Source organism: Flavobacterium sp. P1_E4, from assembly GCF_056405915.1.
Map to the genome: position 1 here is coordinate 1 of NZ_JBFUBE010000019.1, position 25905 is coordinate 25905.

At 34.8% G+C, this 25905-nt stretch carries 23 protein-coding genes; 3 read left to right on the forward strand and 20 right to left on the reverse strand.

All coding sequences use genetic code 11. The annotated features are described in order from the left end of the window. Positions 1–376: 376 nt before the first annotated feature. On the forward strand, positions 377–580 hold the full coding sequence (locus AC1DY0_RS15390) for a hypothetical protein (RefSeq protein ID WP_477189467.1): 204 nt from the start codon (positions 377–379) through the stop codon (positions 578–580). Positions 581–942: 362 nt separating this feature from the next. Here the strand turns inward: AC1DY0_RS15390 and ribB are convergent, their stop codons facing one another. The 8 genes from ribB to AC1DY0_RS15430 all read right to left on the reverse strand — a co-directional run bounded on the left by ribB (position 943) and on the right by AC1DY0_RS15430 (position 9280). Then, positions 943–2076 (reverse strand): 3,4-dihydroxy-2-butanone-4-phosphate synthase, encoded by a 1134-nt coding sequence (gene ribB / locus AC1DY0_RS15395; protein WP_477189468.1) that lies wholly within the window; start codon positions 2074–2076, stop codon positions 943–945. Between the two features lies 1 nt (position 2077). Continuing rightward, positions 2078–3529, reverse strand: a complete 1452-nt coding sequence (locus AC1DY0_RS15400) for an LptF/LptG family permease (protein WP_477189469.1) — start codon at positions 3527–3529, stop codon at positions 2078–2080. 8 nt (positions 3530–3537) lie between these two features. Next, on the reverse strand, positions 3538–4203 hold the full coding sequence (gene lolA1, locus AC1DY0_RS15405; RefSeq protein ID WP_477189470.1) for an outer membrane lipoprotein periplasmic chaperone LolA1: 666 nt from the start codon (positions 4201–4203) through the stop codon (positions 3538–3540). A gap of 327 nt (positions 4204–4530) precedes the next feature. Next, on the reverse strand, positions 4531–6972 hold the full coding sequence (locus AC1DY0_RS15410; RefSeq protein WP_477189471.1) for a DNA translocase FtsK: 2442 nt from the start codon (positions 6970–6972) through the stop codon (positions 4531–4533). Positions 6973–6990: 18 nt separating this feature from the next. Then, positions 6991–7365 carry a diacylglycerol kinase family protein gene (locus AC1DY0_RS15415; protein WP_477189472.1) on the reverse strand — a complete coding sequence of 125 codons (375 nt, stop codon included), beginning with the start codon at positions 7363–7365 and terminating at the stop codon, positions 6991–6993. 9 nt (positions 7366–7374) lie between these two features. Then, a complete protein-coding gene (gene tpx / locus AC1DY0_RS15420) occupies positions 7375–7872 on the reverse strand; it encodes a thiol peroxidase (RefSeq protein WP_477189473.1) in 498 nt (165 codons plus the stop codon). Between the two features lie 131 nt (positions 7873–8003). Beyond that, the gene (locus AC1DY0_RS15425; protein ID WP_477189474.1) at positions 8004–8393 is read right to left on the reverse strand and encodes an OsmC family protein; all 390 of its coding nucleotides are present in this window, start codon (positions 8391–8393) and stop codon (positions 8004–8006) included. A 5-nt stretch (positions 8394–8398) separates the two neighbouring features. Then, a complete protein-coding gene (locus tag AC1DY0_RS15430; RefSeq protein WP_477189475.1) occupies positions 8399–9280 on the reverse strand; it encodes a pirin family protein in 882 nt (293 codons plus the stop codon). A 363-nt stretch (positions 9281–9643) separates the two neighbouring features. Between AC1DY0_RS15430 and AC1DY0_RS15435 the strand changes: the two genes are divergently transcribed. Together AC1DY0_RS15435 and AC1DY0_RS15440 are read left to right on the forward strand one after the other, a co-directional pair. Then, the gene (locus AC1DY0_RS15435) at positions 9644–12058 is read left to right on the forward strand and encodes a heavy metal translocating P-type ATPase (RefSeq protein WP_477189476.1); all 2415 of its coding nucleotides are present in this window, start codon (positions 9644–9646) and stop codon (positions 12056–12058) included. A 19-nt stretch (positions 12059–12077) separates the two neighbouring features. Further along, positions 12078–12311, forward strand: coding sequence for a heavy-metal-associated domain-containing protein (locus AC1DY0_RS15440; protein WP_477189477.1), 234 nt, complete (start codon positions 12078–12080; stop codon positions 12309–12311). Here the strand turns inward: AC1DY0_RS15440 and flxY are convergent. From flxY to AC1DY0_RS15500, 12 genes are all read right to left on the reverse strand, one after another. Continuing rightward, entirely contained in the window at positions 12308–13606 is a 1299-nt protein-coding gene (flxY, locus tag AC1DY0_RS15445; protein ID WP_477189478.1) for a flexirubin biosynthesis putative acyl-CoA ligase FlxY, read from the reverse strand. The two genes, AC1DY0_RS15440 and flxY, sit on opposite strands and share 4 nt — an antisense overlap. Beyond that, a complete protein-coding gene (locus AC1DY0_RS15450; protein ID WP_477189479.1) occupies positions 13606–15273 on the reverse strand; it encodes a C45 family autoproteolytic acyltransferase/hydolase in 1668 nt (555 codons plus the stop codon). The genes flxY and AC1DY0_RS15450 overlap by 1 nt, the downstream gene beginning before the upstream one ends. A 16-nt stretch (positions 15274–15289) precedes the next feature. Next, positions 15290–16807: a phytoene desaturase family protein gene (locus AC1DY0_RS15455; RefSeq protein WP_477189545.1), complete on the reverse strand. Its 1518-nt coding sequence runs from the start codon at positions 16805–16807 to the stop codon at positions 15290–15292. Positions 16808–16915: 108 nt separating this feature from the next. After that, positions 16916–17434 carry a DinB family protein gene (locus AC1DY0_RS15460; RefSeq protein WP_477189480.1) on the reverse strand — a complete coding sequence of 173 codons (519 nt, stop codon included), beginning with the start codon at positions 17432–17434 and terminating at the stop codon, positions 16916–16918. 81 nt (positions 17435–17515) lie between these two features. Further along, positions 17516–21202 (reverse strand): MMPL family transporter, encoded by a 3687-nt coding sequence (locus AC1DY0_RS15465; RefSeq protein WP_477189481.1) that lies wholly within the window; start codon positions 21200–21202, stop codon positions 17516–17518. A 3-nt stretch (positions 21203–21205) separates the two neighbouring features. Beyond that, on the reverse strand, positions 21206–22387 hold the full coding sequence (locus AC1DY0_RS15470; RefSeq protein WP_477189482.1) for a DUF2062 domain-containing protein: 1182 nt from the start codon (positions 22385–22387) through the stop codon (positions 21206–21208). Positions 22388–22405: 18 nt separating this feature from the next. Next, the gene (locus tag AC1DY0_RS15475; RefSeq protein WP_477189483.1) at positions 22406–22888 is read right to left on the reverse strand and encodes a hypothetical protein; all 483 of its coding nucleotides are present in this window, start codon (positions 22886–22888) and stop codon (positions 22406–22408) included. 34 nt (positions 22889–22922) lie between these two features. Beyond that, positions 22923–23294: an ApeI family dehydratase gene (locus tag AC1DY0_RS15480; RefSeq protein ID WP_477189484.1), complete on the reverse strand. Its 372-nt coding sequence runs from the start codon at positions 23292–23294 to the stop codon at positions 22923–22925. A gap of 4 nt (positions 23295–23298) precedes the next feature. Continuing rightward, positions 23299–23907 carry an outer membrane beta-barrel protein gene (locus tag AC1DY0_RS15485; RefSeq protein WP_477189485.1) on the reverse strand — a complete coding sequence of 203 codons (609 nt, stop codon included), beginning with the start codon at positions 23905–23907 and terminating at the stop codon, positions 23299–23301. A 5-nt stretch (positions 23908–23912) separates the two neighbouring features. Then, positions 23913–24560 carry a flexirubin biosynthesis protein LolB2 gene (gene lolB2, locus AC1DY0_RS15490; protein WP_477189486.1) on the reverse strand — a complete coding sequence of 216 codons (648 nt, stop codon included), beginning with the start codon at positions 24558–24560 and terminating at the stop codon, positions 23913–23915. Continuing rightward, the gene (gene lolA2 / locus AC1DY0_RS15495) at positions 24526–25161 is read right to left on the reverse strand and encodes a flexirubin biosynthesis/transport protein LolA2 (RefSeq protein ID WP_477189487.1); all 636 of its coding nucleotides are present in this window, start codon (positions 25159–25161) and stop codon (positions 24526–24528) included. The genes lolB2 and lolA2 overlap by 35 nt, the downstream gene beginning before the upstream one ends. Continuing rightward, positions 25151–25876 carry a polysaccharide deacetylase family protein gene (locus AC1DY0_RS15500; RefSeq protein WP_477189488.1) on the reverse strand — a complete coding sequence of 242 codons (726 nt, stop codon included), beginning with the start codon at positions 25874–25876 and terminating at the stop codon, positions 25151–25153. Before AC1DY0_RS15500 ends, lolA2 begins: the two co-directional genes overlap by 11 nt. Positions 25877–25905: the final 29 nt, after the last annotated feature.

The window sequence follows — 25905 nt, forward strand, 5'->3', positions numbered from 1 at the left end:
CATCAATGCCTCCTTTTTCACGGGCAATGTACCCATCTTTTGATTTGTAAAAAGTAATATCCCCGATAGTACCTTTCAATTTAATTATGCCTTTTTGTTTTGCCATAATAGTTTAAAATTTAAGTTTAAGTTTAAAAATGATTGATCTACTCTTTCGTCCTGAATATTCGTTGCAACTAAATCGGGATTGATCTGGGCAAATATTTCATCATTTAAATCAAATTTCAAAAGGTAATGGTCAAAAACGGTAGTAAAAAGCCTATAATAACCTATTTAAGTTATTCAAAAGAGAAGTAATTTTCTTAAATTTGTTCCAGTTAGGGAAAGGGAGTCAAAGCCCTACCCTAAGTATGGATAATGTATTAAAAGTAAGAGTGTGATAGCAGCAAACATCAGGGTATGTATTTATCCAAAAGATGTACAACGTATTACTGGTAAAACATACAGACAGGCGAGGTTGTATTTAAACAAAATTAAAGACAACTTGAATAAAGAACCACATCAGTTAATTTCTATAGAGGAATTTTGTTCGTATTCAGGTCTTCAGCTGGAACATGTTTTGCGTTGTATAATCGGATAGAATTTCAAGAATTAAAAAGTCTATCACACCTCTATAATGTAGCTATACCAGTTCAAAAAGCTGACTAAATAATAGCGAAACTATTGCATAATTAACCCCTAAAAACTGCAATTAACATCCTAAATTTAATTATTAAGTGGGTTTTAAAGAGTACACTGTACTTGTCCTTCAGATTATCCACTGACCTCTCAAATACTAACAAACGATAGCACACAGAATGTTGAATAGGCGATAAAAAAGGGCCAATTCATTTAATCAATATAATTAACGTTCTGTAATATATAGAATAAAAAAATCCTTCGAAATTACTTTCCGAAGGATTCATCTAATCAGTCTAAACCAATTACTAAGAATTATAAAAATTAATACGATACATAATCTTTAATCTCCAAACCGTATCCTATCATACCAACACGTTTGGTTTGCTGTGTATTCGACAATAATCGAATTTTGGAAATGTCGATATCGTGCAATATTTGAGCACCAATACCAAAATCTTTATTGTCCATTTTTACTTGTGGCGCTTTAAATTCGCCTTTAGCCTGCAAAACCTTCAATTCCGAAATGCGGTTCAATAAATCTATCGATGCTACTTCTTGGTTGATGAACAAAACAGCCCCCTTTCCCTCTTGATTAATCAATTGGAACATATCATCCAGTTTCTTATTGGCATCATTGGTCAACGTCCCTAATATATCATTATTCACCGAAGTAGAATTGATACGGGTTAGAATTGGTTCACCGATGTTCCAAGTTCCCTTGGTCAAAGCAATATGTATTTGCTTGTTGGTTGTTTGTTGGTACGCTCTAAGTCTAAAAGTCCCAAAACGGGTTTCGATATCAAAATCTTCTTTCTTTACGATCAAACTATCGTGCTGCATTCTATAGGCAACCAATGCTTCGATAGAAACCAATTTTAAGTCAAATTTCTTGGCAACTTTCACTAATTGTGGAAGTCTGGCCATAGAACCATCTTCATTCATGATTTCGACAATTACTCCAGCCGATTTAAATCCTGCCAAACGGGCAAAATCAATAGCAGCTTCGGTATGTCCCGTTCTTCTCAAAACCCCTCCTTGTTTGGCAATCAATGGAAATATATGCCCAGGACGTGCTAAATCATGTGGTTTTGTATCTGAATTCACTAAGGAAAGTATTGTTTTTGCTCTATCTGATGCAGATATTCCTGTAGTTACTCCATTGCCTCTTAAATCCACCGAAACCGTAAAAGCAGTTTCCATAGGGTCGGTATTATTGGTAACCATAACGTGTAATCCTAGCTCTTTACAACGGCTTTCCGTTAATGGTGCACATATTAAACCGCGACCATGGGTAGCCATAAAGTTGATCATTTCTGGTGTTACTTTTTCGGCTGCGGCTAGAAAATCACCTTCATTTTCACGGTCTTCATCATCAACTACAATAATTACTTTGCCTTGACGAATATCTTCAATAGCCTCTTCTATTGTGTTGAGTTGTATTTTTGTGGTAGACATCTTATTCTTTATTTTGAGATGGAATTATTTTTTGAAACAATTTTTGAAATGCTTTTTGTATAGGTGTTAATAGTACATCCATATTAATCAAACCAATATCATTAGTAGCACGATAAGTCAATAAAACAGCCAACGGCGTCAGAATCATAGACGACATCCAAGCTCCAAGAAAAGGGGTTAAACCATCCTCTTGCGAGATTCTTTTCCCAAACGTATTGATAAAGTGGAAGGATATAAAAATTAAAACCGCAAATACAATGGGTAAACCAAGACCTCCTTTTCTAATAATCGCTCCTAATGGCGCTCCTATAAAAAACATTAAAAAGCAGGCATAAACAATGACAAATTTATCATTTAAGGATAAAATATGGCTGTTTATATTTTTCTTTTTACTGTCTAGTTCGCTTCTTGTGGCATCAATAGTATACAATGTACTTTGAGCATTACTAGTGGCGGCTTTTAAAATTTCAGCTTTTTGCTTGTTGTCATAGATTGACAACAAATTTTTAATCAAAGGCTTTTTCTTTGCAGGTTGAGGGGCTTTATTATCGGTTAGAGTACCTATTCTTGCTCCACTGTTTTCAGAGAATGAAACAATTTCAGTATTCCTGTTCTTAGTCAGGGAATCCAATGTGTATCGCAAATCACTTACATTCAACATCGAGTTGGTAGCAGATACTGTTTCGTCTTTAGTATCCACTTTATTCAATTGGGACAGATCTATATTGATTCGGTATTTCTTAAAGGAACTTTTAGCAAAAGGCAATTTATCGCGATCCTCATATTTTTTAGGTACAATATCCTGATAATAATTACCGTCATTCAAAACCAATTGCAAAATACTTGTTTTATCGCTACTGATCAATTCTCCGTCCGTTGCGCGAATTACCGTTTTGCTACCATCACCATTTTGGGATTTTTGATGAATGGTAATCCCTGTAAGATGATTTCCATTTTCTCCCGATTTTTTATTCACTTTTATATTATACATACCAACGTCGCTAAATTGACCTTCGGTAATAGCAAGTGCAGGTTTAGCTTGGGCGATGTTTTTTCTGAAATTGACAAACCTAAATTCGGCATACGGAATAACATTATTGGCAAATAAAAAGGCCACAATACTCAATATCGCAATAGCAATAGTCAAACTTCTCATGGCTCTTTGCAATGAGATACCCGAAGATTTCATTGCTGCAAATTCGTAATGCTCAGATAAATTCCCAAAAGACATTATCGAAGCCAATAAAATAGATAGAGGTAAAACCAAAGGCACAATTCGAGGCATCGAAAAAGCCAAAAACTTGATAACCATTACAAAATCCAAATCTTTACCGGCCAATTCGGCAATAAATAACCAGACCGTTTGCAGGATGAACACAAAAAAAAGGATAACAAATACCGTAGCAAATGTACCTAGAAATGTTTTTAATAAGTATCTGTCTAGAATCTTCACCTAAATAATTAGTCTAATTTATTGATGTAATAATTGGGATATTTGCTTGCAACAAAGGTAAACTGATTTTTCGGCAATGTCTGATTTGTTTTAAAAGAATTAACCGTCAATGTAGTTTTGGTGCCTTTTTTCGCAATTTCTATGACATTATAGATATTGTTGGTTTTGGAATCGATTCCTACCAAAATCTCTTTTCTTTGATCTTTGGCACTTGTAGGTGTCAATTTAACGTACTGTATTTTTTTACCACCTACATTTTGAACAATATCCATTGAGAATTTATATCCAGTATTAAAGAAAGTCAGCATTTTAGAAGGTGTGATAGCCGCATCGTCTTTCTCATCTACTTTCGAAATAGTGATTTCCTCATCCTCAGGAACAATAGTATAATTCTTTTTACCGTCAAAAATCTTGGTGATTCCCATAAAATTCAACACATACTGATTGCCTTTCATCACTACAGTTCCTTTACTGTCCTGATTGATGTTCTCCTTGGCATTATTCAAAGAATATTTAAAATCGATCGTAATATTATCGTAGCTTTTTACTTTGGCAGTTACTTTATCCAGTAAATCTTTTGCTTTTTTATCTTGTGCCTGAGTCGAAAATCCAATAAAAAAGGCAACCAAAAGTCCCATCACCATTTTCACTCCCATATTGTTTTGTAATCTCATTTGTTCTGTGTTTTGTTGTATGCTTATTAATGATTTTTTGTATGTAATTGAATATTATAATCACTTGGGCGTGACCCCGTTGAGAAAAGGGGCTTACTGATAGCACCGCTTACAAAGCCCCTTTCCTCAACGGCGTCGGGCTATCCGCGCTACTTCGGTAGCTAGCTATTATCCCTCACGCATTCGTGTAATATCATATTTGGTGCAAATGTAAAGACCTAAAAAATGAAAAGCATCTAAAAAAAAGCTAAATTTCTATTATTATGTGCTATTCTAAGTCTAAAAATCTAATAATCGAACTATCCAATAATCCAAAAGTCCAATAACCTAGCTTTCATTATTAAAAAACTGATCCAGTCCTGTCATATCTTGTATGTTCACACTTCTGGCTTTACTTCCTTCAAAAGGACCTACAATCCCGGCAGCTTCCAGTTGGTCAATCAATCGACCGGCTCTGTTGTAGCCCAGTTTCAGTTTGCGTTGCAATAACGAAGCAGATCCTTGTTGCGCATTTACAATTACTTCAGCAGCTTCTCTAAACAAAGTGTCTCTTTCAGAAATATCCATTTCCAAATTAATTCCACCATCTTCTCCTATGAATTCAGGAAGCAAATAAGCCGTAGCATACGCTTTTTGCGAACCAATGAAATCAGTGATTTTTTCAACTTCTGGTGTATCAATAAAGGCACATTGTACACGAACTACGTCATTTCCGTTGGTATACAACATATCCCCGCGTCCTATTAATTGGTCAGCTCCTGCAGTGTCTAAAATTGTTCTTGAATCTATTTTAGAGGTTACCCTAAAAGCGATTCTCGCAGGGAAGTTGGCTTTGATCAAACCTGTAATTACATTCACAGATGGTCTTTGTGTCGCAATAATCAAGTGAATACCGATAGCACGAGCCAATTGTGCCAAACGGGCAATCGGTACTTCAACCTCTTTACCGGCGGTCATAATTAAATCGGCAAACTCATCCACTACCAATACAATATAAGGCAAAAAGCGATGTCCATTCTCTGGATTCAATTTTCTGTTTTTGAATTTTTCGTTGTACTCTTTTATATTTCTTACCATCGCATCTTTCAATAGCGAATAACGGTTGTCCATTTCCGTACAAAGAGAATTCAATGTAGCAACTACCTTTGCATTATCGGTAATAATCGCATCTTCAGTATCAGGTAGTTTCGCTAGATAATGTCTTTCTATTTTATTGAAAAGCGTAAGTTCTACTTTTTTCGGATCCACCAATACAAATTTAACCTCAGCAGGGTGTTTCTTGTATAAAAGCGATGTCAAAACTGCATTCAATCCCACCGATTTTCCTTGCCCTGTAGCACCCGCCATTAATAAGTGGGGCATTTTGGCCAAATCGACCACAAAAGTTTCATTCGAAATAGTTTTTCCAAGGGCAATAGGTAATTCCATTTCCGCTTCTTGGAATTTAGCAGAACCAATCACACTTTTCATCGAAACCATTGTTGGATTCTTGTTCGGAACCTCTATACCGATTGTCCCTTTCCCTGGAATAGGCGCAATAATACGAATCCCTAATGCCGAAAGTGACAAAGCAATATCATCTTCCAAACTCTTAATCTTGGAAATACGAATTCCTGCTTCTGGTACAATTTCATATAAAGTTACCGATGGTCCAACAGTCGCCTTGATTTGCGCTATTTCTATCTTGTAATTACGAAGGGTGTCAACAATTTTATTCTTGTTCTCTTCCAGTTCTTCCTGGTTAATGGTAATTCCTCCTGTCGAATATTCTTTTAATAAATCGATGGTTGGGTATTTGTAATTGGATAAATCCAAAGTAGGATCAAACAAACCAAAATCAGATACTAAGCGTGAAGCCAAATTATCTTCAATAATATCTTCTTCGACTGCTTTTTCAATTACAAAAGCTTCTTCTTTAACAGGTTCTACCGTAGGTAAAATCTCCATCGGAAGCGGTTTGAGAGTAGGTTCCAAATTGATTTCGGAAGCATTTGAAATTGTTGGTTTCAAAGCTTCTTTGTTGATTTCAAATTGAGATCCTGTTGTTTTCAAATGGATATCATCCAATTCTTCTTCTTCAGCTTCTTCAACTGCAAATTCCTCAAGATTATAAGCACTTTCAGTAGAAGCCAATACAGGACCTGAAGCCAAGTCCTCTTTAATTTCTTTTTTGGTACTTTCAAAAAAGGATTGCACTTTTTCTGGTGATACCTGCAGTTTGAAGATCAAATAAATAATCAATCCAAAAACTAAAACCAAAAGTGTTCCTGTTTTGCCAATGTAATCTTGTGAAAATAAATTCAATTCATATCCAATTGTTCCGCCCAATTCAGGCATTGAAGTGGCAAAAAAACCAAATAAAACAGATAAAACAATAACAGCAAATAAATCCCAAAACCAAACTCCTTTTAGTTTTTTAATCGATAGACTCAAAACCAAATACATTCCGGTCAGGAAAAATAAACGCACAAATAAAAAGGAAGCAATACCAAAACCTCTGTATACAAACAAATCAGCCAGATAGGCTCCAAATTTACCAAGCCAGTTTTGAACTTCTTCTTTACGGTCTGTTAATTCGGAAACAGCGCTTTGGTCGATTTTTCCATAGATAAAAAAGGAAACAAATGCGACTAATAAAGCGATTGAAAATAATACCAAAAGAGATCCCAAAACAATTTTGTGCTGTTTGGTGAATTCCCATGATCTTATGCCTTTAGATTCCGATTCCTTTTTTGTATCTAAAGATTCTTTTTTTGTAGATTTTGCCATTCTTGAATTTAATTGAACCTATAAAAATTTTGGGATATAAATAATTAGACCAATTGCGATTGCTGTTAATGCAGCAAAAAATACTGCTCCAGCAGCAATATCTTTTATGAAACCAATTCTTTCATGATAATTTGGGTGGATAAAATCGGCTATTTTTTCGACAGCAGTATTCAACCCTTCAATGCTCATAACTAATCCAATAGCCAAAGTCTGAAAAAGCCATTCGGTACTAGAAATATGAAAATAAAAACCGGCAATACTCATTAAGATTCCAATTGAAAATTGAACCATAATACTGTGCTCGGTAGTAATTAATTTTACGGCGCCTAGAAAAGCGAATTTCACGCTTTTCAATCGGCCCGTAAGTAATGTATTGTCTTTTTGAAATTCCATTATAGACTATTAAAGTGCTGCTAAAGCGGCTTCGTAATTTGGTTCGTTTGCAATTTCACCTACTTGTTCCGTGTGAGTTACCACACCGTTCTCATCAACGACAATAATAACTCTTGAGTGCAATCCAGCCAAAGGCCCGTCAACAATGTCTAAACCATTATTTTTCCCAAAAGCACCTTCTTGAAAATCAGATAGATTTACTACATTTTCAAGACCTTCAGCACCACAAAAACGTTTTTGGGCAAAAGGTAAATCTCTTGAAATACATAAAACAGTAGTGTTTGCCAAGTTACTTGCACTTTCGTTGAATTTTCTAACTGATGTTGCACAAGTTCCTGTATCGATACTAGGAAAAATATTTAAAACTAATTTTTTACCTGCAAAAGTGCTTAAATCAGCAACAGATAAATCGTTTTTAACTAATTTAAAATCAGCTAGTTTTGAACCAACTTTTGGTAATTCACCTGAAGTGTGTATTGGGTTTCCTCCTAATGTTATAGACGCCATATTGTTTGTTTTTTTAATGAGGTTCAAAAGTAAGGATTAATATTTGAATCTAAAAGGATTTGTTTTTTGAGTTGTGGCTTGAACGTTATGAGATATTGTTACATTGTTTTGTGTCAAAATAATATTTTCTATTATAATAATTCTGTTTCGATTTCAATAGTACCGGACAGTATCTTATGAACAGGGCAAGCATTTGCTACTAAAATCAAACGCTTTTTCTGATCTTCATCAACTGTGGTCGCAAACTCAAGTTTTCTGGTAAAAAGAGTTTTACCTTCCATTTCGATTAGTTCTGTTTCTACTTTTATTTCAGGTATGTCCCAGCCTTTCTTATTAATATACATCCGCAGTGTTGCCGATGTACAGGCACTTAATGATGCCGTAAGTAATTCTTTGGGTGAAAACCCTGTGTCCTTCCCTCCTTTCTCTACAGGTTCGTCAGCAATAATGGTATTTCCTGTAGGAGACTTAATTTCGATTTGAAAAAGAACTTCTTTGATATGAGCGATCACTTTTGCCATGATAATTATCTGAATTTAGGTTGTGGTAAGGGTACAAACTCGGTTTCATTTGGTACTTTCGGAAACTTTTGATCAATCCAATCCTGCTTGGCTTTTTCAATTACCGCTTTATCGGAATGCACAAAATTCCAATAAATGAAATGCTCTTCCGGAAAAGGTTCGCCTCCAAAAATATAAACCGTACAATTTTCGCTCATCTCAAACTGGCAAAGACTACTTTCCTTGGCTACCAAAATTTGTTTTGAGGTGTAGGTATTACCATCATTTTTAACTTCACCTTCCAAAATATACAAAGCGCTTTCTCCGAAAAGGTCTTTGCCTATATCCAGAGTGGCTGTACTAGTACTTTTAATTTCGATTAAGTACAAAGGACTGTAAACAGGAACAGGAGATTCTTTTCCAAAAGCTTTTCCGGCAATAAGTTTTATGGTGACGTTATCTTGCTGCCATTCGGGTATGTCTTTGGCTTCTATATGAAAGAAAGAAGGTTCTATGTCTTCCATTTTTTTGGGTAAAGCCACCCAAATTTGCAAACCATGCAGACTTTTATCGGTAGCTCTCAAACGCTCTGGTGTTCGCTCCGAATGGACCACTCCTTTTCCGGCAGTCATCCAATTGACGGCACCAGGCGTTATTTCCATTTCGGTGCCAATACTGTCCCGATGCAGTATTGCACCCTCAAACAAATACGTGAGTGTCGATAATCCAATATGTGGATGGGGTCCAACATCTAAGTTTTGGTATTCTTTTAGTTTTGCCGGTCCCATATGATCCAAAAACACAAAGGGCCCTACGGCTCGCTTTTCGCGAAAGGGTAACAATCTACCCACAAGAAAGTTCCCTATATCGGCTGCTCTTTCTTCTATTATTAATCCAATGTTTGACATAACAGTACAGTTTGAGAATTTAAATCTTAAGAAATCAAAAGACAATCTAAATTAATTAAAAAAACAAAGTGATTGGGAATGAAACCAAAAATCTTGTTATGCAAACGGATTTGCATGAGGGATCGAAACGGCATCTCCCGATTTAGAAAAACAAGGCTTTTTTTGCCGTAGTTTTTGTTAATCGGGAATACAGTGTAGAGCCCGCCCTCGTTACCTAAATTGTTGTTATGAAATTCAAATTTTGTAACGAGGTCATGCCCAAATTGAAACGTTCCAAAGTCTTGCAACTCTTTTACAAAAACCTGTAACTTATTAGGAGATTATCTGCTGAACTTTGTATTGTAAACTTAAAACCATACAAAAATGGCAACTCCTATAAATAACACATTTTATATTCCGCTGGAAGATGTTGAGAGCGAACATTGTGCACTTATCGTTGATAATGGCCTCTCCAAAATAAAAAATATCGATTCTCATAAAGTGGAACTCAACAATAACAGAGCTGTGATTACGGCTTCAAAACCGGAAGCATTACCGGAAGCAATAAGTGTTATTCGGGATTTGGGTTATGGCGTGACCACCGTAAAGAAAAGCTTCCCTGTTCTGGATATGAGCTGTGCTTCATGCGCTGTCGGAGTGGAAACGGCCATACAAATACAACCTGGAATCGTTAACGCATCGGTTAATTTTGCAACAGCTACAGTAGCCCTAGAATATCTACCGAACATGATTACCCTTGGCGAAATCAAGAATGCTGTTCAAATAGCCGGTTATGATTTGCTCATCGATAAGGACAGTAAACAAACCGAAACGCTCGAAGAAATACACGGAAAAAAATTCAGTCAACTGAAATTGAAAACGCTTTGGGCTGGATTGCTTACACTACCAGTCGTTGTTATTGGGATGTTTTTTATGGATATTCCCTATGCCAACGAAATCATGTGGCTTTTATCGACTCCTGTAATCGTTTGGTTTGGCAAAAATTTCTACATCAATGCTTGGAAACAAGCCAAACATCGTTCAGCCAACATGGACACGCTGGTGGCATTGGGAACAGGAGTGGCGTATACTTTTAGTGTATTCAATACTTTATTTCCCCATTTTTGGCATGAGAGAGGTTTACACGCCCATGTCTATTTTGAAGCGGCAGCGGTAATCATCACTTTTATTTTACTGGGAAGATTACTGGAAGAAAAAGCCAAAGGAAATACTTCTTCGGCCATTAAAAAACTGATGGGATTACAGCCCAAAACCGTAACCATTATTACCAGTGACGAACAACAAACTATAATTCCAATCGACAAAGTAAACCACGGCAACATTATTCTTGTAAAACCAGGAGAGCAAATTGCAGTGGACGGAGTCGTGACCAAAGGAAATTCATACGTTGACGAAAGCATGCTGAGTGGCGAACCTGTTCCGCTCCTGAAAAAAGAAAACGAAAAGGTCTATGCCGGAACCATTAACCAAAAAGGAAGTTTCCAATTCCGAGCCGAGAAAATAGGCTCCGAAACGATGCTAGCCAATATCATCAAAATGGTACAGGAAGCACAAGGAAGCAAAGCCCCTGTCCAAAAGCTGGTGGACAAAATAGCGGGGATTTTTGTTCCCATAGTAATTCTAATTGCCTTTATTGCCTTTGCTTCTTGGGTCATTTTAGGAGGCGAAAATGGATTTTCACAAGGATTGATAGCTTTTGCTACCGTTTTGATCATTGCCTGTCCATGTGCCTTGGGCTTGGCCACTCCTACCGCGATTATGGTCGGAATAGGTAAAGGTGCCGAAAAAGGGATATTGATTAAAGATGCGATAAGTCTAGAACTATCCAAAAAAGTGAATGCAGTTGTTCTCGACAAAACAGGAACCATCACCGAAGGCAAACCCGTTGTAACCGATTCACATTGGATTGACGAAAGTGAAATTCTAAAACAAATCTTGGTCAGTATCGAAAAGCAATCCGAACATCCTTTGGCAGAAGCCGTAATCAAACATTTTGATGACAATAACAGTATTGCATTGGAGCATTTTGAAAGCATAACAGGAAAAGGAATTATGGCAACCGTGGCAGGCAAAATGTATTTTGTTGGAAACAAAAAACTGTTACTCGAAAAAAATCTAACTCTTTCGGAAACGCTTATTGAAAAAGCCAATCAATGGAGCACCGAATCAAAAACGGTAATTTGGTTTTCAGACGATAGCCAAGCGATAGCAGTAATTGCCATTGCAGATAAAATTAAAGAAACATCCATTGAGGCAATTCAGCAATTACAAGAATCCGGAATTGCCATTTATATGCTTACCGGTGACAATGAAGCTACGGCTGCGTCTATTGCCCAAAAAACCGGAATCACCAATTATAAAGCCGAAGTCTTACCCGAGCAAAAAGCGACTTTCATCAAACAACTGCAAAGCGAAGGAAAAATTGTGGCGATGGTTGGCGACGGAATTAATGACAGTACAGCTTTGGCGCAAGCCGATGTGAGCATTGCAATGGGAAAAGGAAGTGACATTGCTATGGATGTGGCAAAAATGACTATAATCTCGTCCGATCTTAACAAAATTCCAGAAGCCATAAAGCTATCCAAACAAACCGTTGCAACCATCAAACAAAACCTATTTTGGGCCTTGCTGTATAATGTCATCGGTATTCCGATAGCAGCGGGAGTTTTGTATCCTATCAACGGATTCCTTTTGAATCCCATGCTTGCCGGAGCGGCGATGGCTTTAAGTAGTGTAAGTGTAGTGAGTAATAGTCTTAGATTAAAATGGAAAAAATAATAAATAAATTAAACCAACAATGAACTCTAAATCAAACGAAAAAGAAACTTTTGTTTTTAAAACAAATATAAACTGTGGTGGCTGTGTAGCCAAAGTAACTCCTGTTCTTGATATTACCGATGGGATTGAAAAATGGGTTGTTGATACAACAAATAAAGATAAAATCCTGTCGGTTATAGCTAATGGAATTTCCAAAAGCGAAATTATCGAAACAGTTCAAAAAGCTGGATTTAAAATTGAAGTTTTTGATTAAATAACACTCTTTCTATTATCAAAAAAGTGAATTGGTTTTCTGCTCATTGGATTGAAAATGATGGCTTTTAGCACTTCATTTGTAGTGAATTCAATTTTGGGAGTTACGCGCAATTTAGCTCTAAAATGATCTTTTAATTCCTGCAGAAAAATTGGTGTTGGGTCTTTTACCGCAATCTTGATCAGAATCTCATCGGTTCCCAAATCATTGGTTGTAATTTCAATGATGTAACTTTCTATAGTATCAAAATCATTCAAAACATCATGCATTGCGGGTGGGTACAAAGTCGTTCCCTTGTATTTTATCATGTGCTGTTTTCTTCCGATAACAGGTCCTACCCGCAATGTATTTCGTCCACATTGGCAAGGATCAGTGTGAAGTTGAACAATATCACCCGTTTTAAAACGAACCAAAGGCATAGCTTCAATCCCCAAAGTGGTAAAGGTTAATTCCCCTGATTCTCCATTTTTTACGGGATTATTATTTTCATCCAATACTTCCACAATAATCAATTCTGGATGATGATGACCACCTACTCCATGTTCACATTCGGTAAAGGCTGTACTCATCTCAGTGGAAGCGTAAGTGGAGAACAACTTAATTTTCCATTTGTCCGATATTTTTTTGGACAGCGCATTCATCGTGAAATCCTGATTTCTAAGTGATTCGCCAATACAAATAGCTCCCTTTACACTGGAATTATTTAAATCAATATTATGCTTTTCGGCATATTCAATCATTTTCAGCAAAAAGGAAGGAACCGTGATTAAATAAGTTGGTTTGTATTTTAAAATAGAATCCCATTGCAATTCCGGAATTCCGGCACCAACACGAATGACTCCTACTTTCATTTTTCGAAGACCCAAAAAATAAGCCAATCCTGCCATAAAACGACGGTCAATTGTCGTCATCAACTGCACAATATCACCTTCTTTTATTCCTGCACAATCAAACGAAATAGCTTCATTATAAGCCAATCTGTCCAAATCACTGTCGGTTAACCCAAAAGTTACAGGATCTCCCAAAGTACCAGATGTAGTGGCATAATCAATGATTTTATTTGCTGGAACACATAAAAAATTGTCATTGTGCTTTTGCAGATCTTCTTTGGTGGTAACGGGCAACTGAGTCAGATCCTCAATTGTTTTTATATTCGAAATATCAATATTGTTTTTAGAAAAAAGCGAACTGTAAAAAGGAGAATTGGCGTTCACGTAGCTTAAAAGTTTTGCTAATTTTTGCTCTTGAAACGATTTTATTTCGGCTGTAGTTGCTATTTCTATCTTTGGAATCATTATCGTTTTCGTTTAATTTTCTTTAAATAATTGGCAATCTCGTCTTTTTCAGGCAAGGTGCTGATTTCTTTGGTCAATGCTCTTTCAAATTGCTCTTGAGCCAAAGCATATTTTTTATTTTGATAAAAGTACAATCCTACTTTATAATAAACAACCCAATAATCAGGATTTAAAGATTGATAATATCTAATAAAATCGGATGGAAAATCTTCTTTATTTTTTAAAAAGAGGTCCATTTTTTTATCCTCTACTCTAAACTGCTCATAGTTTTGATAGGCAACCGTTTCCAGAAATGGATCCTTGGCAATATTTCTAGTTTCATCTTCTAATGAAACTATACTGTCATTTACTTTTCTGTTTTTAAAAATGGCAGACAAATCATAACAGACAAATTCACCCAATTGATAGGGACTTGCCGATACCCAAACCAATCGTTTCGAGGGTTGAAACACAATTCCGTGATGTGCCAATAAGTGGTTTAATGCTTTATCGTTCCCGTATCCCAAAGGCTGATTATTTATCCCTTCTTTGTTTCGGAGTATGTCAACGGCAATTTGAGGAGTAATTTTTGGATTTTCATTCAATAATTGAGTCATTCGATCAAAACGGTATTGGGAATGGCTATTTTTTATTTGCTCAACATTTCGTTTGTTTCCTTTTAAAGCATCACTCTGAAAATGATTGGAACAAACCAACTGATTGCCATTCGAAACCTCAAAAACACCTAAATTATTTGGCGCAATTTCAATCAAAACGGCTTTATTATCATTGGCACTTCCCACCATAATCGATTCGGATACAAATACTTTTTTCTTTTTGGCAATTGCAATTGCTTCATCAATGGTTCTGGCATATTGCAATATTTCCCGTGTCACTATAGAAATGGGCGTTTTGGCACTCAAAGGAATTTTAGATTTTGCAGCATTGATTGTCAGTATCAATCCCTCTGCATTCATCCCCGAACAAACTCCTATCATCCCCGGCCAAGTTACCATCATAAATGGATATCCTTCTTTTGGATGAACAAAAGCAACTATTTTATCTTTTGCGAAAGCATCACCTGCGTAAAAATCGAAATTTCGACCGAGCAGTAAACTTCCGTCGTCCGTTTTGTCACCCCAAACGGCAAAAGAAGTACAACCTACGATACCCAAATCTTGAACGGCATGACCAATATCATGAGCACCATGCAAATACATATCCCTTAAAAAATTGGGAGCCACATAGTCTAAATCCTTTGGTGAATATCGGGAAAGTCCATAAATCTCTGTTTGATACTCATTCTCCACATTCAAATACAATTTCCGATTGTACCAATCTACAAAGTCCATCACTATACTTCTTTTAAAACGGGATGGAATCAAAATATTAACTCTATCAAAAAAAACATGCTCTTGTTTTTTTAATAAAGAATCTGTCAAACTACCTATTGCCAAACCTCGTTCCAATGGATCGCCTTCAACATAGAGTTCCCAAAGGTTTTGTTTATTTTTAAGTAAAAAATTATTTCCAGTGTAAAAAGTAGTGCTGGATTGTTTTGTGACTGCGGGAATGGTGTTGTTAAAACTTGTTATTTCTGGCGTATGGTGCATTGATTTTGAGGTGCCACAAGACGTGACTGCAAAAGCTAAAACGATGAAAGCAATATGGTCAATATATTTCTTCATACACCTCAATTTATCATCAATCCGTATTTTGATTAATTTTATTGACTAAATATTCTCTGCCTATAATCTCCGAGCAGGTTACAACCGCACCAATCGTTACTCCTAAAACACCATGCATATTAATACTTTGTCCTGTTAGATAAAGATTATCTAATTTAGTTTTCGAAGGAATAAAAGTTTTCATTGGGTTATTGGAATCTTTCTCATAACCATACATATTCCCGTTATGGCCACCAATATAATCCCTGTAAGACAATGGCGTAGAGGTATGCACAGATTTTATACATTTTTTGATTCCAGGGAACTTCTTCTCTATTGCTTCTAGAAAACGCTCGGTTTTACGCGTTTTGAAAGCTTCATAACTCTCGCCTCTTTCGTTCTCTTCAGCAATTGTGTTGAAGGTATTTTTCCAAACTTCCACATCCGAAAATTTCATGTAGGCAATAAAAGTCATTCCTTCGGCCCAACCATCATCCTTTTTAGGAGCATTAGCCGAAGCCAGAAACGCTTTTGGCCAAGTTTCGTCAGTATAATCCTGAGCAGTCCAAACATCACCACTATTCTTGAAGTGGTAATAATTTCGATTAAGGTATTTAAAAGTCTTTGGTTTAAAGACGATATACAAACTAAATGCCGAAACACCACCCTCTAAACTGGAAACTCTATTGATAAAAGCTTTTCTAAAATGATCTTCTCCTGCCATTTTCAAAGTGGTTTTTGGCTCAATATTCGATATGAAATATTGGGCAGAAACACTTAGACCGTCTTTCATTTTCGCTTTTGCGACAGCGTTATCTTCAACACTTAACTCAAAAACTTCTTTATATTTAAAAGCAACACCACCGTATTTTTTCAGCTCTTTAATTAACTGTTTTGTTATTTGACTACCTCCATTAACGCATCGCCAAGCACTTTGCATATACGTATTCACCGTCAATGCATGGACATAAAAAGGGGATTTGTCTCCCATTCCTGCATATAAAAAATTGCTGCCCGCAAAAACAGCCCGCAATATTTTATTTTCGGTCAATCCATCAATGAATTCTTTTGCATTTATTGCCAAAATATCATTGTCATATTTCCCTTCCGATCTTAAATTATAAAGCGGAAATCGATCACAAGTTTTTATTATTGCTTCGCAATATTTCTCAATTGCTTCTTTTTCTTCTGGAAAAAATTGAATCAATTGTTTTTTAAAATTATCATATCCCTGAGCATGTGGAAATTCTTGTTCATGATCCTCGAAAGAAATCATGTCATATCCATCCTCATCCATTTTTTTGAGATTCAAGCCATCCATAATTCCGATATACTTGAAATATTGATGTAGATTCTCGCCTTCAGCCAATCCTCCGATGTAATGAATTCCAGTATCAAAAATCGTTTTGTCGCGCACAAAGGTTTGCAGATTCCCTCCGTATTGATTGTTTTTTTCCAACACGCAAACACTATAGCCTTCTTTGGCCAATATGACAGCCGAAACAAGTCCGCCCAAACCGCTTCCTATTACAACTACGTCATAGCGTTTTTTCATTTTCATTGATGGGAAATTTATTTATCAGTAGTTATTATGTTATTACTTCTTTTCTATTTGTATCTGCTTTCGCAAATATCACTATACTGCAACTGATTTTGCGCATTTTTATTTGTTTAAATATCTTTCTTTAATAATATTCACATGATGTTTTGTATGTCCTAAAGAAATGTAACCTAATGCTCTTGCTGAAATTTTATGCTTAACTCCGTTCCCTAAGAATGCTACTTGTTCCTCTGTACAATTTTCAAATAAAAACCTAAATCCCCTTCTAACAATTTTAAATTCTTCAATCATACTTTCAATATCTCTATTTGTCACATTTACGTTTTTTGCGTAATGTTCATCATTCATTCCATATAATAACGTTTTATCGTCATTTCTTATACATACAATTGCTCCATAAGAAAATCCTCTTTCAGTATCAATAATATGCATAAACAAGTCCTTTATTGTCCACTTGTCTTCTGCATACCTATAATTTAATTTGTCTTTACTAATTGATTTGAATAATTCAACCGTTTCATTTGTGATACTGTCAAACTGTTCAAAAAAATTTCCATTGTCTATTAGGTCAATATATTTTTGGAAACTTGGCTTGTATTCTGATATTTCAGGGAATTCCATACTAATTATTTATTTTCAATGTCTTTAATATTCAAAAAAAAACTTACTGAACTTCTAAACTTAATGCTAATGATGATTTCATTATATATTCCTATTTAGAACAATCAAGTTTTCAATATCAATGGTAATTTCAAATCCAAAATTCAAAACTAACTCTTTTAAACCATTGCATTTCAACAAAATAACGATTGTAGCCAAATTACAAATTGTTTCCAGACTAACAAAAGCATTTTCATCAGAAATAAGGACAACATTATAATTCTTCGAAACAATCGGCTCCGTTGGATTCAAATACTGAATCTTTCTTTTCCTTACGATATAATTTGATTGGGCAACCGCTCTATTTTCATCCAAAATAATTATAGAATCAATTTTTCGTTGTGATTCCTGCAAAGCCATAAGCATATCCAATTGTCCATAATCATTGACAAAATGCAAGATTCTAGCTTTGGCATCAATCCATTTGTTCAAGCTGTAATATAACTCCAAATGTTGCTGTAAATCTTCTTTTATCGCCTGTATAACCTGTGGTTCCTTGAAAGCATAACTATTCATCAGCTTTGTTTTGAAGTAATTAGGCCCTTCAGAATCCAAACGTAACATTCTATATTGTTCTTTGAAGAAAGCGCTTATTTTTTTGGTACGCTCAGCCACATTATTCCCAAAACCCGGATTATTAGGTGAAATTCGGTCCAAAATAATCGTGGTGGTAATCCCTCCATTGAGAATAAAATCCCCTTTTGGACAAACCTCCGAATAGCCATGAATAACAATTGGAACAATATCCAAATGCAATTGCTCAGCCAAATAAAAAGCACCTTTATGAAAACGTTTTATCGAATTATCTTCAGATCGGGTTCCTTCAGGAAAAACCATAATAGAAAATCCTTCTACCACTTTGGTTCGCAAATGTTCTACTCCATTATCCATACCGCTGGAAACGGGATAAAAACCTGCCAAACGAACTACTTTTCCAAAAACAGGTGAATTATAAACCCAATCACTTACCAAAAAAATGATTTTGGGACTCAACAATCCTACTGCCAAAATATCCAGAAAAGAACTATGATTGGCTATAATTACGGCTGGTTTATCAAATTTTTCATTGGAGTTATTTATAATTTTTCTCCTTATCGATGGATAGCTCGTCAAAACCGATTTCATAAACTTAGATAAGATATAATGAAAAACTCTCAGTTTTGATTTTTTTGAAAAAGGCATGATTTTCATTAGAATCCCACTCACTAGCGAATATAAAAAGCCTCCCAAACCAAAATAGGCAAACGAAAAAGTTGAATGCAATAATCGTCTGATTCCGTATGGTGCTTTTCCTTTTTTTACCCGATTGGTAACAAAGAAGTGAAACACTAAAGGCTGCAAAATAAAGGTGATCAGCAGTGCCGAGAATATCCCAATAATCGCAATTAAAGCTATTGATTTCAAGGCTGGATGTTTCGCAAAAATAAGCACTCCAATTCCTAAAATTGTGGTTGCAACCGATAATAAAATGGAGGTTCTGTAACTTGGCAATTCGATTTTTCCAAAAGTATATTCCTTTTGCAATGCCGATGTCATAAAGATGCTGTAGTCCACTCCTATTCCAAAGATCAAAGTACAGACAATGATGTTAAATACATTAAATTGCAATCCAAACATTCCCATAAGACCAGTGGTAAAAATCCAACTTATGAGTATCGGGATAATGCTGATAATGGCCAATTCTATTTTTCTAAAAGCAAATAACAACACAAAAAATACGGCTATAAAAGAATAATTGACAAGATCTTCAAAACTTGTTTTTAGTGTTCCAAGAAAAGTTTCATTCGTTTGTTGCCTATCGATAACAACCAAATTGGGCTGTTTTTTGATTTGGTTTACGAAAGCATCCCTTTTTACTTTAGGTACCTTTACTAAGGTAGAAATGGTATAAAATCCGTCTTTTTGGGCGATAAACTCATCCAAGAAAAAGGATTTCACCTTGAGGAATTCCTGAATCGATATTGAACCAAAGTTTTTATCCAACAATTCATAAAAGCTATCAAAAGTAGTCGTTTTAAAACCATATTGATTTCCTTCACTGATTAAGGCTTGCGTCAGATTTGATTTTTTTTGGGAACTCCAAAATGTATTCCATTCCGCTATCTTTTGCTTTTGAACTTCTGTCGAAAAAACAATACCCCCAATCGAACTGAAATTCAAGATTTCTTTGTCGTTCTTGTCCTTTTGCAGTGTCTTGAAAAGTTGATTATTATTGGCAACAACTTCATCATAACTCTTCCCATAAGTGGCCAGATAAATAGATTTTGACGAATCACTATTAGCAATATGCTCCAACTGTTTCTCGGCCATTTTTAATTTGGGAGTCATGAAATTTAAATCCGAAAGATCATTATTGAAAGTAACCTTAGAATAGGTAAAAAGAGAAACAACCAACAATAATAACATTGACCCAACCAAAAATTTATTTTTATGATAGGAATAAGTGCCAAGCTTGTCAATAACATTAGGCTTTGGAACGAATAATTTACCATTTGACTTATACAAAACTGGTATTAAAACTAAAGAAAAAATGGATGTTGAAACCACGCTCAAACCCGCAAAAATTCCTAAATCCTGCAAAGCTTCAGATTTGATAAAAAACAGACACAAAAAAGTGATCGATGTTGTCACACCGCAAAGCAACAAGGGTTTGGTAATGTCTCTGTAGAGTAATTTCACATCTTTATTATTTCTCAAATGTGTTAAAACATAAATAGAATAATCAGTAGTTTCTCCCAACAAAATAGAACTAATACCCAAAGAAATAGCCGAAATACTCCCTTTACAGAAATACAAAACTGCTAAAGCAAAAAGAGCTCCAAACAAAGACGGAATAAAAATGATTATCGGGGTTGTGAGGTTTCTATAGAAAAAAGCCAAAATTAAAACCAACGTAACTCCCGCAAAAATAGAAGTATTTTTCACATCGGATTTGATTTGGGTCGCGTTGGCAACCGCAACTGGTGTCGCCCCAAAATAAGTCATTTCCACTTTTCCTTTGAACTGTACATTCAAATCTACTCTGATTTTCTCCAAATTATGAATAAAAGTGGTATTCTTGTCCGTTTCATTGGTTTGCAATTTAGGCGTCACAAAAAGCAATAAATTCTTCTTGTCTTTGCTTAATATGAATCCATTTTGAATCGCAAAATCATCTCCAACACTCAATTGTTGCAATTTCTTCAAGGCAATAAATGAAATTCCAAGCGGATCCCGAAGAATAAAATCTTTGGAAACCAATCCCGCAGGAGAAATTATGGATTTATAATCGGAGGCAACGCTATAGGCGATACTGTCTTTCTGTAATTTATTCTGAATTTGCTCATAATCCTTTTGATCCAAAAAAAGTGGCAGATTGGCATACACAAAATCAAAGGTCTCCTGAATATTTTCTTCTTCAATCTTGCCCTGTACTTTGGACACAAACGGTTTGCATTTAGCATCCAAACTATCGATAAAGGCATTGGCATATTCCGTCAGATTCTCTGGGGAACCATTGCCTTTGGTCGAAACAATGATGGTGATTTTATCGGCAAAATTAACCTGATCCAATACTTTTGAAGTCACTCCCGATTTATCATTGGAAGGAATCAATTGATTTATATTTTCCTGAAACGTTATTTTGGAAGCAAAGAAACCCAAAAACAAAGCCATAGCAATTACTATACCTGTCGAAAGGAATTTTCGTTTAGCCATGAAAGCATATAAATCGTACAGATAATTCTGCATAGGCTATTTTTTGTTTTTATAATTATCAACTAAAGATAATAGCAAATAACTCGTAAAACCAAATAGAACAGCCATAAAAGTTGCCAAAATAAAACTTCCGACAACATATTGAGCAATATTTTTCTGAATATCGGCAAGGGTCATATCCATATTCAGAATCAACGATTTATCACTTGTGATGAAATAACTGCCAATTTTTAGCGAACCATAAATAATAAACGGAATGAAAGGCGGAAAACTTACATTAGAAAAGGCAAAAGCAATGGCTTTATTCAGCTTTAGCAAAACCGCTAAAAACAGGACAAGAATAGTTTGAAACCCCCAAAAAGGAGAAATCCCAATGAAAACCCCCAATGCGATCGAAAAAGCTTTTCGCCCATTCGAATCATTGCTTTCTAATATATTTTCAAGGAAAAATTTCTTAAGTCCTTTTTTTTTTAGCTTTCGAAAAAAATCTCTCGGTTTTATATAAATCAGGGCAATGGTGACCAAAAAGGTATTGAGAATGCTAATTCTGGTAAAATCTTTGAATGGCCTAAAATGGGAAACCCTTTCCTGTGGATCATACAAAACTTGAACAGGAATGTTCCTGACCGGAATACCTTTCCAAGCCGACCGAACAATAACTTCAATTTCAAACTCAAATTTATTGGTAAAATAACGCCTCGGGATTTTTCTTAAAGGGTACATTCTAAAGCCCGACTGAGTGTCTTCTAACCTATTTCCGGTTTCAAACCAAAACCAAAAATTAGAAAATTTATTTCCGAAACTGCTTTTTTTAGGGATATTCTCCCCCGTCATATTTCGGCAACCGATTAGTAATTCATCAGAATTTGTTTCCAAAGTCTCAATAAAACTAGGAATATCCGAAGCAAAATGCTGCCCGTCTGAATCTATGGTAATTGCATAATTGTAATTTAAATCTAATGCCTTTTTGAAACCGTTGCGTATCGCCATTCCTTTTCCGCTGTTTTTGGAATGGTGAATTTGTACCAAATTGGGATAGGATTCCAAAATTTGGACGGTGGTGTCCGTAGAACCGTCATTGACCACAATTACATTGGAAGTATATTGCAAAACCGAATCCAAAACCCGCTTTAAAGTCTTGTGATTATTGTACGTAGGCACAATAACACAAACTTTATATTGTTCAAAACCTGTTATTTCGGGAAAACTAGTGTGCATTTACTCAATTCTTTTTAACTATTTGATTGACTGTTTTTCGGTTGCCGTAAAACTTTTTGATTGTGTAATAAAATCACCTATATAAGTCCTCAAAGTCCCAGTTTGCTCCTTATAATGTTCCAATAAAAACTTTTTGTCTTCTTTTTTGTTCCCTCTGTAATTAACAATTTTTGGAACATTTTCCTGAATACTCAACCGAATCATTCGTATTTCTATAGCGTTGGGTTCATTTGCGACAGCAAACTCAATTAAATTGGAACCTTCTTTAAATTTTTTAGACTTATCTGAACCTTTTTTTTCCAGTTTTGAAAGAATTGCCAGTGAAGCGCCTTTGTAGGCTACCAAAGTTTTATTATCCTCTTTGCTGACCTCATTCAATTTTGCAGCAAACTCTTTGGCATTATTTTCTGAGTTATTAGCAGTAGCATACAATTTCCTTATTTCAGTAATGGAAGGACTACTGAAAAGAAATAAAAAAAAAGCCAAAAAGATAGTTTTCATCTGACTAAAATTAAAAATTGATACATTAATTAATTTAAACTTTTCTATAAACACAGCTCAATTTTAAAGCGATAGTTTCATCAAAATAGCTTACATTTTTAACCTTAACCAAATTGTCCTCTGTTGTGGTAACATCCAACTCCAAAAGTAATTCTGGGGTTTGAAAAGGATTAATCAATGCCATAAATTTCACATTGGATAATGATTGCATAAACAAAGAACTGTCAGTAATTTGCTCAGTCAGCTCTTTTATGATTTGCATCATACAAACACCTGGCATTATTGGGTTTCCGGGAAAATGTCCTTTAAAAACATCGTGCTCCTCGTTTATTAGAATCATTACCTTATATTTGGAAACGGCAATATTTTCCAATGAAATTATTTTATAAAAATCTTTTAATAACATAGCTTTATTTTACATCAAAAGTATAAGTTCCTCCTATCGAAAATACGACGTTGGTATGGTTATCACTAAAATCGAACACCGGAATGATTCCTTTTTTTACTCTCCCCTCAATTCCGAAATTTGGTGTGAAATTGAAACCTAATCCCAAAACAAAAGCCATATCCACATTGGCATCCGTGTTGAAGTTTTTATTGGTTACAAAATCAAGTGTTGGTCCAAAATGAACATTAATTCTATCGGCAAAAGTAAATTTATTCAAAACTTCAAAAGACAAATAATCCACATCCAAGTCAGCACTATTGGTAGATGATCTATAATTTGAACCTTGACCCGAATAATCAATCTCAGGTTGAAGCGTATAAAATTTAGACAATTTTATTGCTCCATAAAAACCAATATAAAAATCCGTTTTGGATTCATAGTGAACATTTGGGAGGCTAGGATTGGGATCAAAAGGATCTGCATAATAACTATTCCCTTTAGTAAAATGACTGAAATTGGCACCTCCCCTAAATCCCGGTTTAAAACTCACCTGAGCAACTGCTTGTACAATTCCAAAAAAAACAAAAAATAAAATCAGTATTCCTTTAGTTATTTTATTAGTCCAGCTCATAATAGTTAATTGACTTGTTGGTTAAAATAATTCAGTTCTATTTTTAATTTTATGTTTTGATGCTGAATAACAATCTTTTCTGCAAAAATATCTTTTTCCGAAGTATAAAAGAGGTTTATTATTTCTTTTCTTTTTGAAGCATTTACAATTTTACTCAATTTATTTGTTGTTTTTGAAACGAATAGATAATTCATTTTGTTTTTATCTAATGCCTTATAAACATTATTCTCGTTATTCTTAAACTGTTCACTTATGGCATAATGACTTCGCAAAAGCAATCTAAAATCATTAGTCAATGTGTTAATCACTATTTTCCTGTCCAGTTCCTCCTGAATGAAATTGACTTTAAAATCAGTTTCAGAAATTTCAAAATCCATCAGTTTATTACCAAATTCAGTTGTAAAAACAACTCTATGTGTGGTATCATTTATTTTCTTAGCTATAAAAATACCCGTTAACTCATTTCCATAAACCGTAATATTTGCTTTGTAAACATAATCCATTGTGGGATTGGCAAAATAAGGCACTTCCAAAGACTTTTTTTCCAGAGGTACAGTTGTATAATCTTGCACCACTTTATTTGTTGAACAAGATGATAAAACAAGAACTAGAAAACAACTAATTCGTAAAAGAAGCTTCATCGACTTTGGCATTGATTACTTTGTTTTTGAATACAATTCGGGTAAAATCTGAAGATGATTCCAATAATTTGACCTGAACAACAGTAGCATCTTCTTTATCAAAAGTCAATTCAATTTGCTTAATGTATTTTTTTAGAGTTGCATCTTTTGGAATAAACTTAGTAATATTTTGATCTTTATTTTTAAAATAGAAAATAGAAAATTCCTTATCATCAAATAAATCGCCACTCACACTTCCAACAATCAGTTTATTGATTTTTCCAAATAATTTGCTGTTCCCAATATCTACAGCGCTTTTCTTTCCTTCGTCATTAATCAATATTTTTCCGTTTTTAAAAACTATTGAATAGTTATATGGCTTTTTGTATTGCCAAAGTAATAAATTGGGTTCCTTGAAAATCATTTTCCCAGAGGTTTCAATATCTTTTGACAGGAAATCAAGATGCTTGTATTGCACAAAATCAGTGCTCAGCGTTTTGATTTTTTTGGATACTACCGCAACAGATTGTTTGAAAACTGTACTTTCATTTTCGCTCATTTTTTGTTCTTGAGCAAAAGATTTGAAAACAGAAACATTCAAAAAGATCAGTAATAGAAAACTTTTAATTCTCATAAGCTTTTATATTTAGAAGTTCTTCTAAAGGAACAACAGTATAATTATTTTTTTTTAAAAACGATAGCAATTGATCTAATACGTTTACTGTTTCAATTGATGTATCGTGTAAAAGTACGATTCCTCCAGGTTTAATTCTTTTTATAATTCTATTAAAAAGAAAATTTTCCTTTTTAATAACACCATCCAAAGAACGAATATTCCAACCAATCGTTTTGTGTTTCGTTACTACTAATGCTTTTCGAATTGAAGGATTTGTAACCCCATAAGGAGGCCTAAACAAGCTTGTCTTTTTCCCTAAAACAGATTCAATCAAAGCATCTGTTTGTTTGATTTCGGCAATCACTTGATCTTTCCTGTAAAAATCAAAAAATGAAGAATGACTATATGAATGATTCCCAACTGTATGTCCTTCCGCTATTGTTCGTTTTAAAATATCAGGATGTGCTTCTATATTTTTTCCAATGCAAAAAAAAGTTGCTTTGGCATTGTATTTTCTCAAAACATCCAAAACCAAAACAGTCATTTCATGCGGTCCATCATCAAAAGTTATGGCGATTTTTTTTTCGGTTTCTAATGCATTATTACAATATGTTTTGACATGATAATTTGATGCAATAAACGTAGAGCCCAAAAATACAATCAACAACCAAAGAAAACCAACAAACACAAAATACTTGATTTCTATTACAGCAGAAAAGCTTAAGAAAGCCATCAGTATTAGAACTAAAATAAAAAAAACTG

What these genes read in the sequence shown, in the direction of transcription:
- AC1DY0_RS15435 (WP_477189476.1), top strand. Translation starts at nt 9,644, where the DNA reads ATGGCAACTCCTATAAATAACACATTTTATATTCCGCTGGAAGATGTT.
- AC1DY0_RS15455 (WP_477189545.1), bottom strand. Translation starts at nt 16,807, where the DNA reads ATGAAAAAACGCTATGACGTAGTTGTAATAGGAAGCGGTTTGGGCGGA.
- AC1DY0_RS15430 (WP_477189475.1), bottom strand. Translation starts at nt 9,280, where the DNA reads ATGTCAAACATTGGATTAATAATAGAAGAAAGAGCAGCCGATATAGGG.
- AC1DY0_RS15440 (WP_477189477.1), top strand. Translation starts at nt 12,078, where the DNA reads ATGAACTCTAAATCAAACGAAAAAGAAACTTTTGTTTTTAAAACAAAT.
- AC1DY0_RS15410 (WP_477189471.1), bottom strand. Translation starts at nt 6,972, where the DNA reads ATGGCAAAATCTACAAAAAAAGAATCTTTAGATACAAAAAAGGAATCG.
- lolA2 (WP_477189487.1), bottom strand. Translation starts at nt 25,161, where the DNA reads ATGAGAATTAAAAGTTTTCTATTACTGATCTTTTTGAATGTTTCTGTT.
- AC1DY0_RS15415 (WP_477189472.1), bottom strand. Translation starts at nt 7,365, where the DNA reads ATGGAATTTCAAAAAGACAATACATTACTTACGGGCCGATTGAAAAGC.
- AC1DY0_RS15450 (WP_477189479.1), bottom strand. Translation starts at nt 15,273, where the DNA reads ATGAAGAAATATATTGACCATATTGCTTTCATCGTTTTAGCTTTTGCA.
- AC1DY0_RS15480 (WP_477189484.1), bottom strand. Translation starts at nt 23,294, where the DNA reads ATGTTATTAAAAGATTTTTATAAAATAATTTCATTGGAAAATATTGCC.
- ribB (WP_477189468.1), bottom strand. Translation starts at nt 2,076, where the DNA reads ATGTCTACCACAAAAATACAACTCAACACAATAGAAGAGGCTATTGAA.
- lolB2 (WP_477189486.1), bottom strand. Translation starts at nt 24,560, where the DNA reads ATGCCAAAGTCGATGAAGCTTCTTTTACGAATTAGTTGTTTTCTAGTT.
- AC1DY0_RS15500 (WP_477189488.1), bottom strand. Translation starts at nt 25,876, where the DNA reads ATGGCTTTCTTAAGCTTTTCTGCTGTAATAGAAATCAAGTATTTTGTG.
- AC1DY0_RS15465 (WP_477189481.1), bottom strand. Translation starts at nt 21,202, where the DNA reads ATGCAGAATTATCTGTACGATTTATATGCTTTCATGGCTAAACGAAAA.
- lolA1 (WP_477189470.1), bottom strand. Translation starts at nt 4,203, where the DNA reads ATGAGATTACAAAACAATATGGGAGTGAAAATGGTGATGGGACTTTTG.
- AC1DY0_RS15485 (WP_477189485.1), bottom strand. Translation starts at nt 23,907, where the DNA reads ATGAGCTGGACTAATAAAATAACTAAAGGAATACTGATTTTATTTTTT.
- AC1DY0_RS15470 (WP_477189482.1), bottom strand. Translation starts at nt 22,387, where the DNA reads ATGCACACTAGTTTTCCCGAAATAACAGGTTTTGAACAATATAAAGTT.
- AC1DY0_RS15475 (WP_477189483.1), bottom strand. Translation starts at nt 22,888, where the DNA reads ATGAAAACTATCTTTTTGGCTTTTTTTTTATTTCTTTTCAGTAGTCCT.
- tpx (WP_477189473.1), bottom strand. Translation starts at nt 7,872, where the DNA reads ATGGCGTCTATAACATTAGGAGGAAACCCAATACACACTTCAGGTGAA.
- AC1DY0_RS15460 (WP_477189480.1), bottom strand. Translation starts at nt 17,434, where the DNA reads ATGGAATTCCCTGAAATATCAGAATACAAGCCAAGTTTCCAAAAATAT.
- AC1DY0_RS15425 (WP_477189474.1), bottom strand. Translation starts at nt 8,393, where the DNA reads ATGGCAAAAGTGATCGCTCATATCAAAGAAGTTCTTTTTCAAATCGAA.
- flxY (WP_477189478.1), bottom strand. Translation starts at nt 13,606, where the DNA reads ATGATTCCAAAGATAGAAATAGCAACTACAGCCGAAATAAAATCGTTT.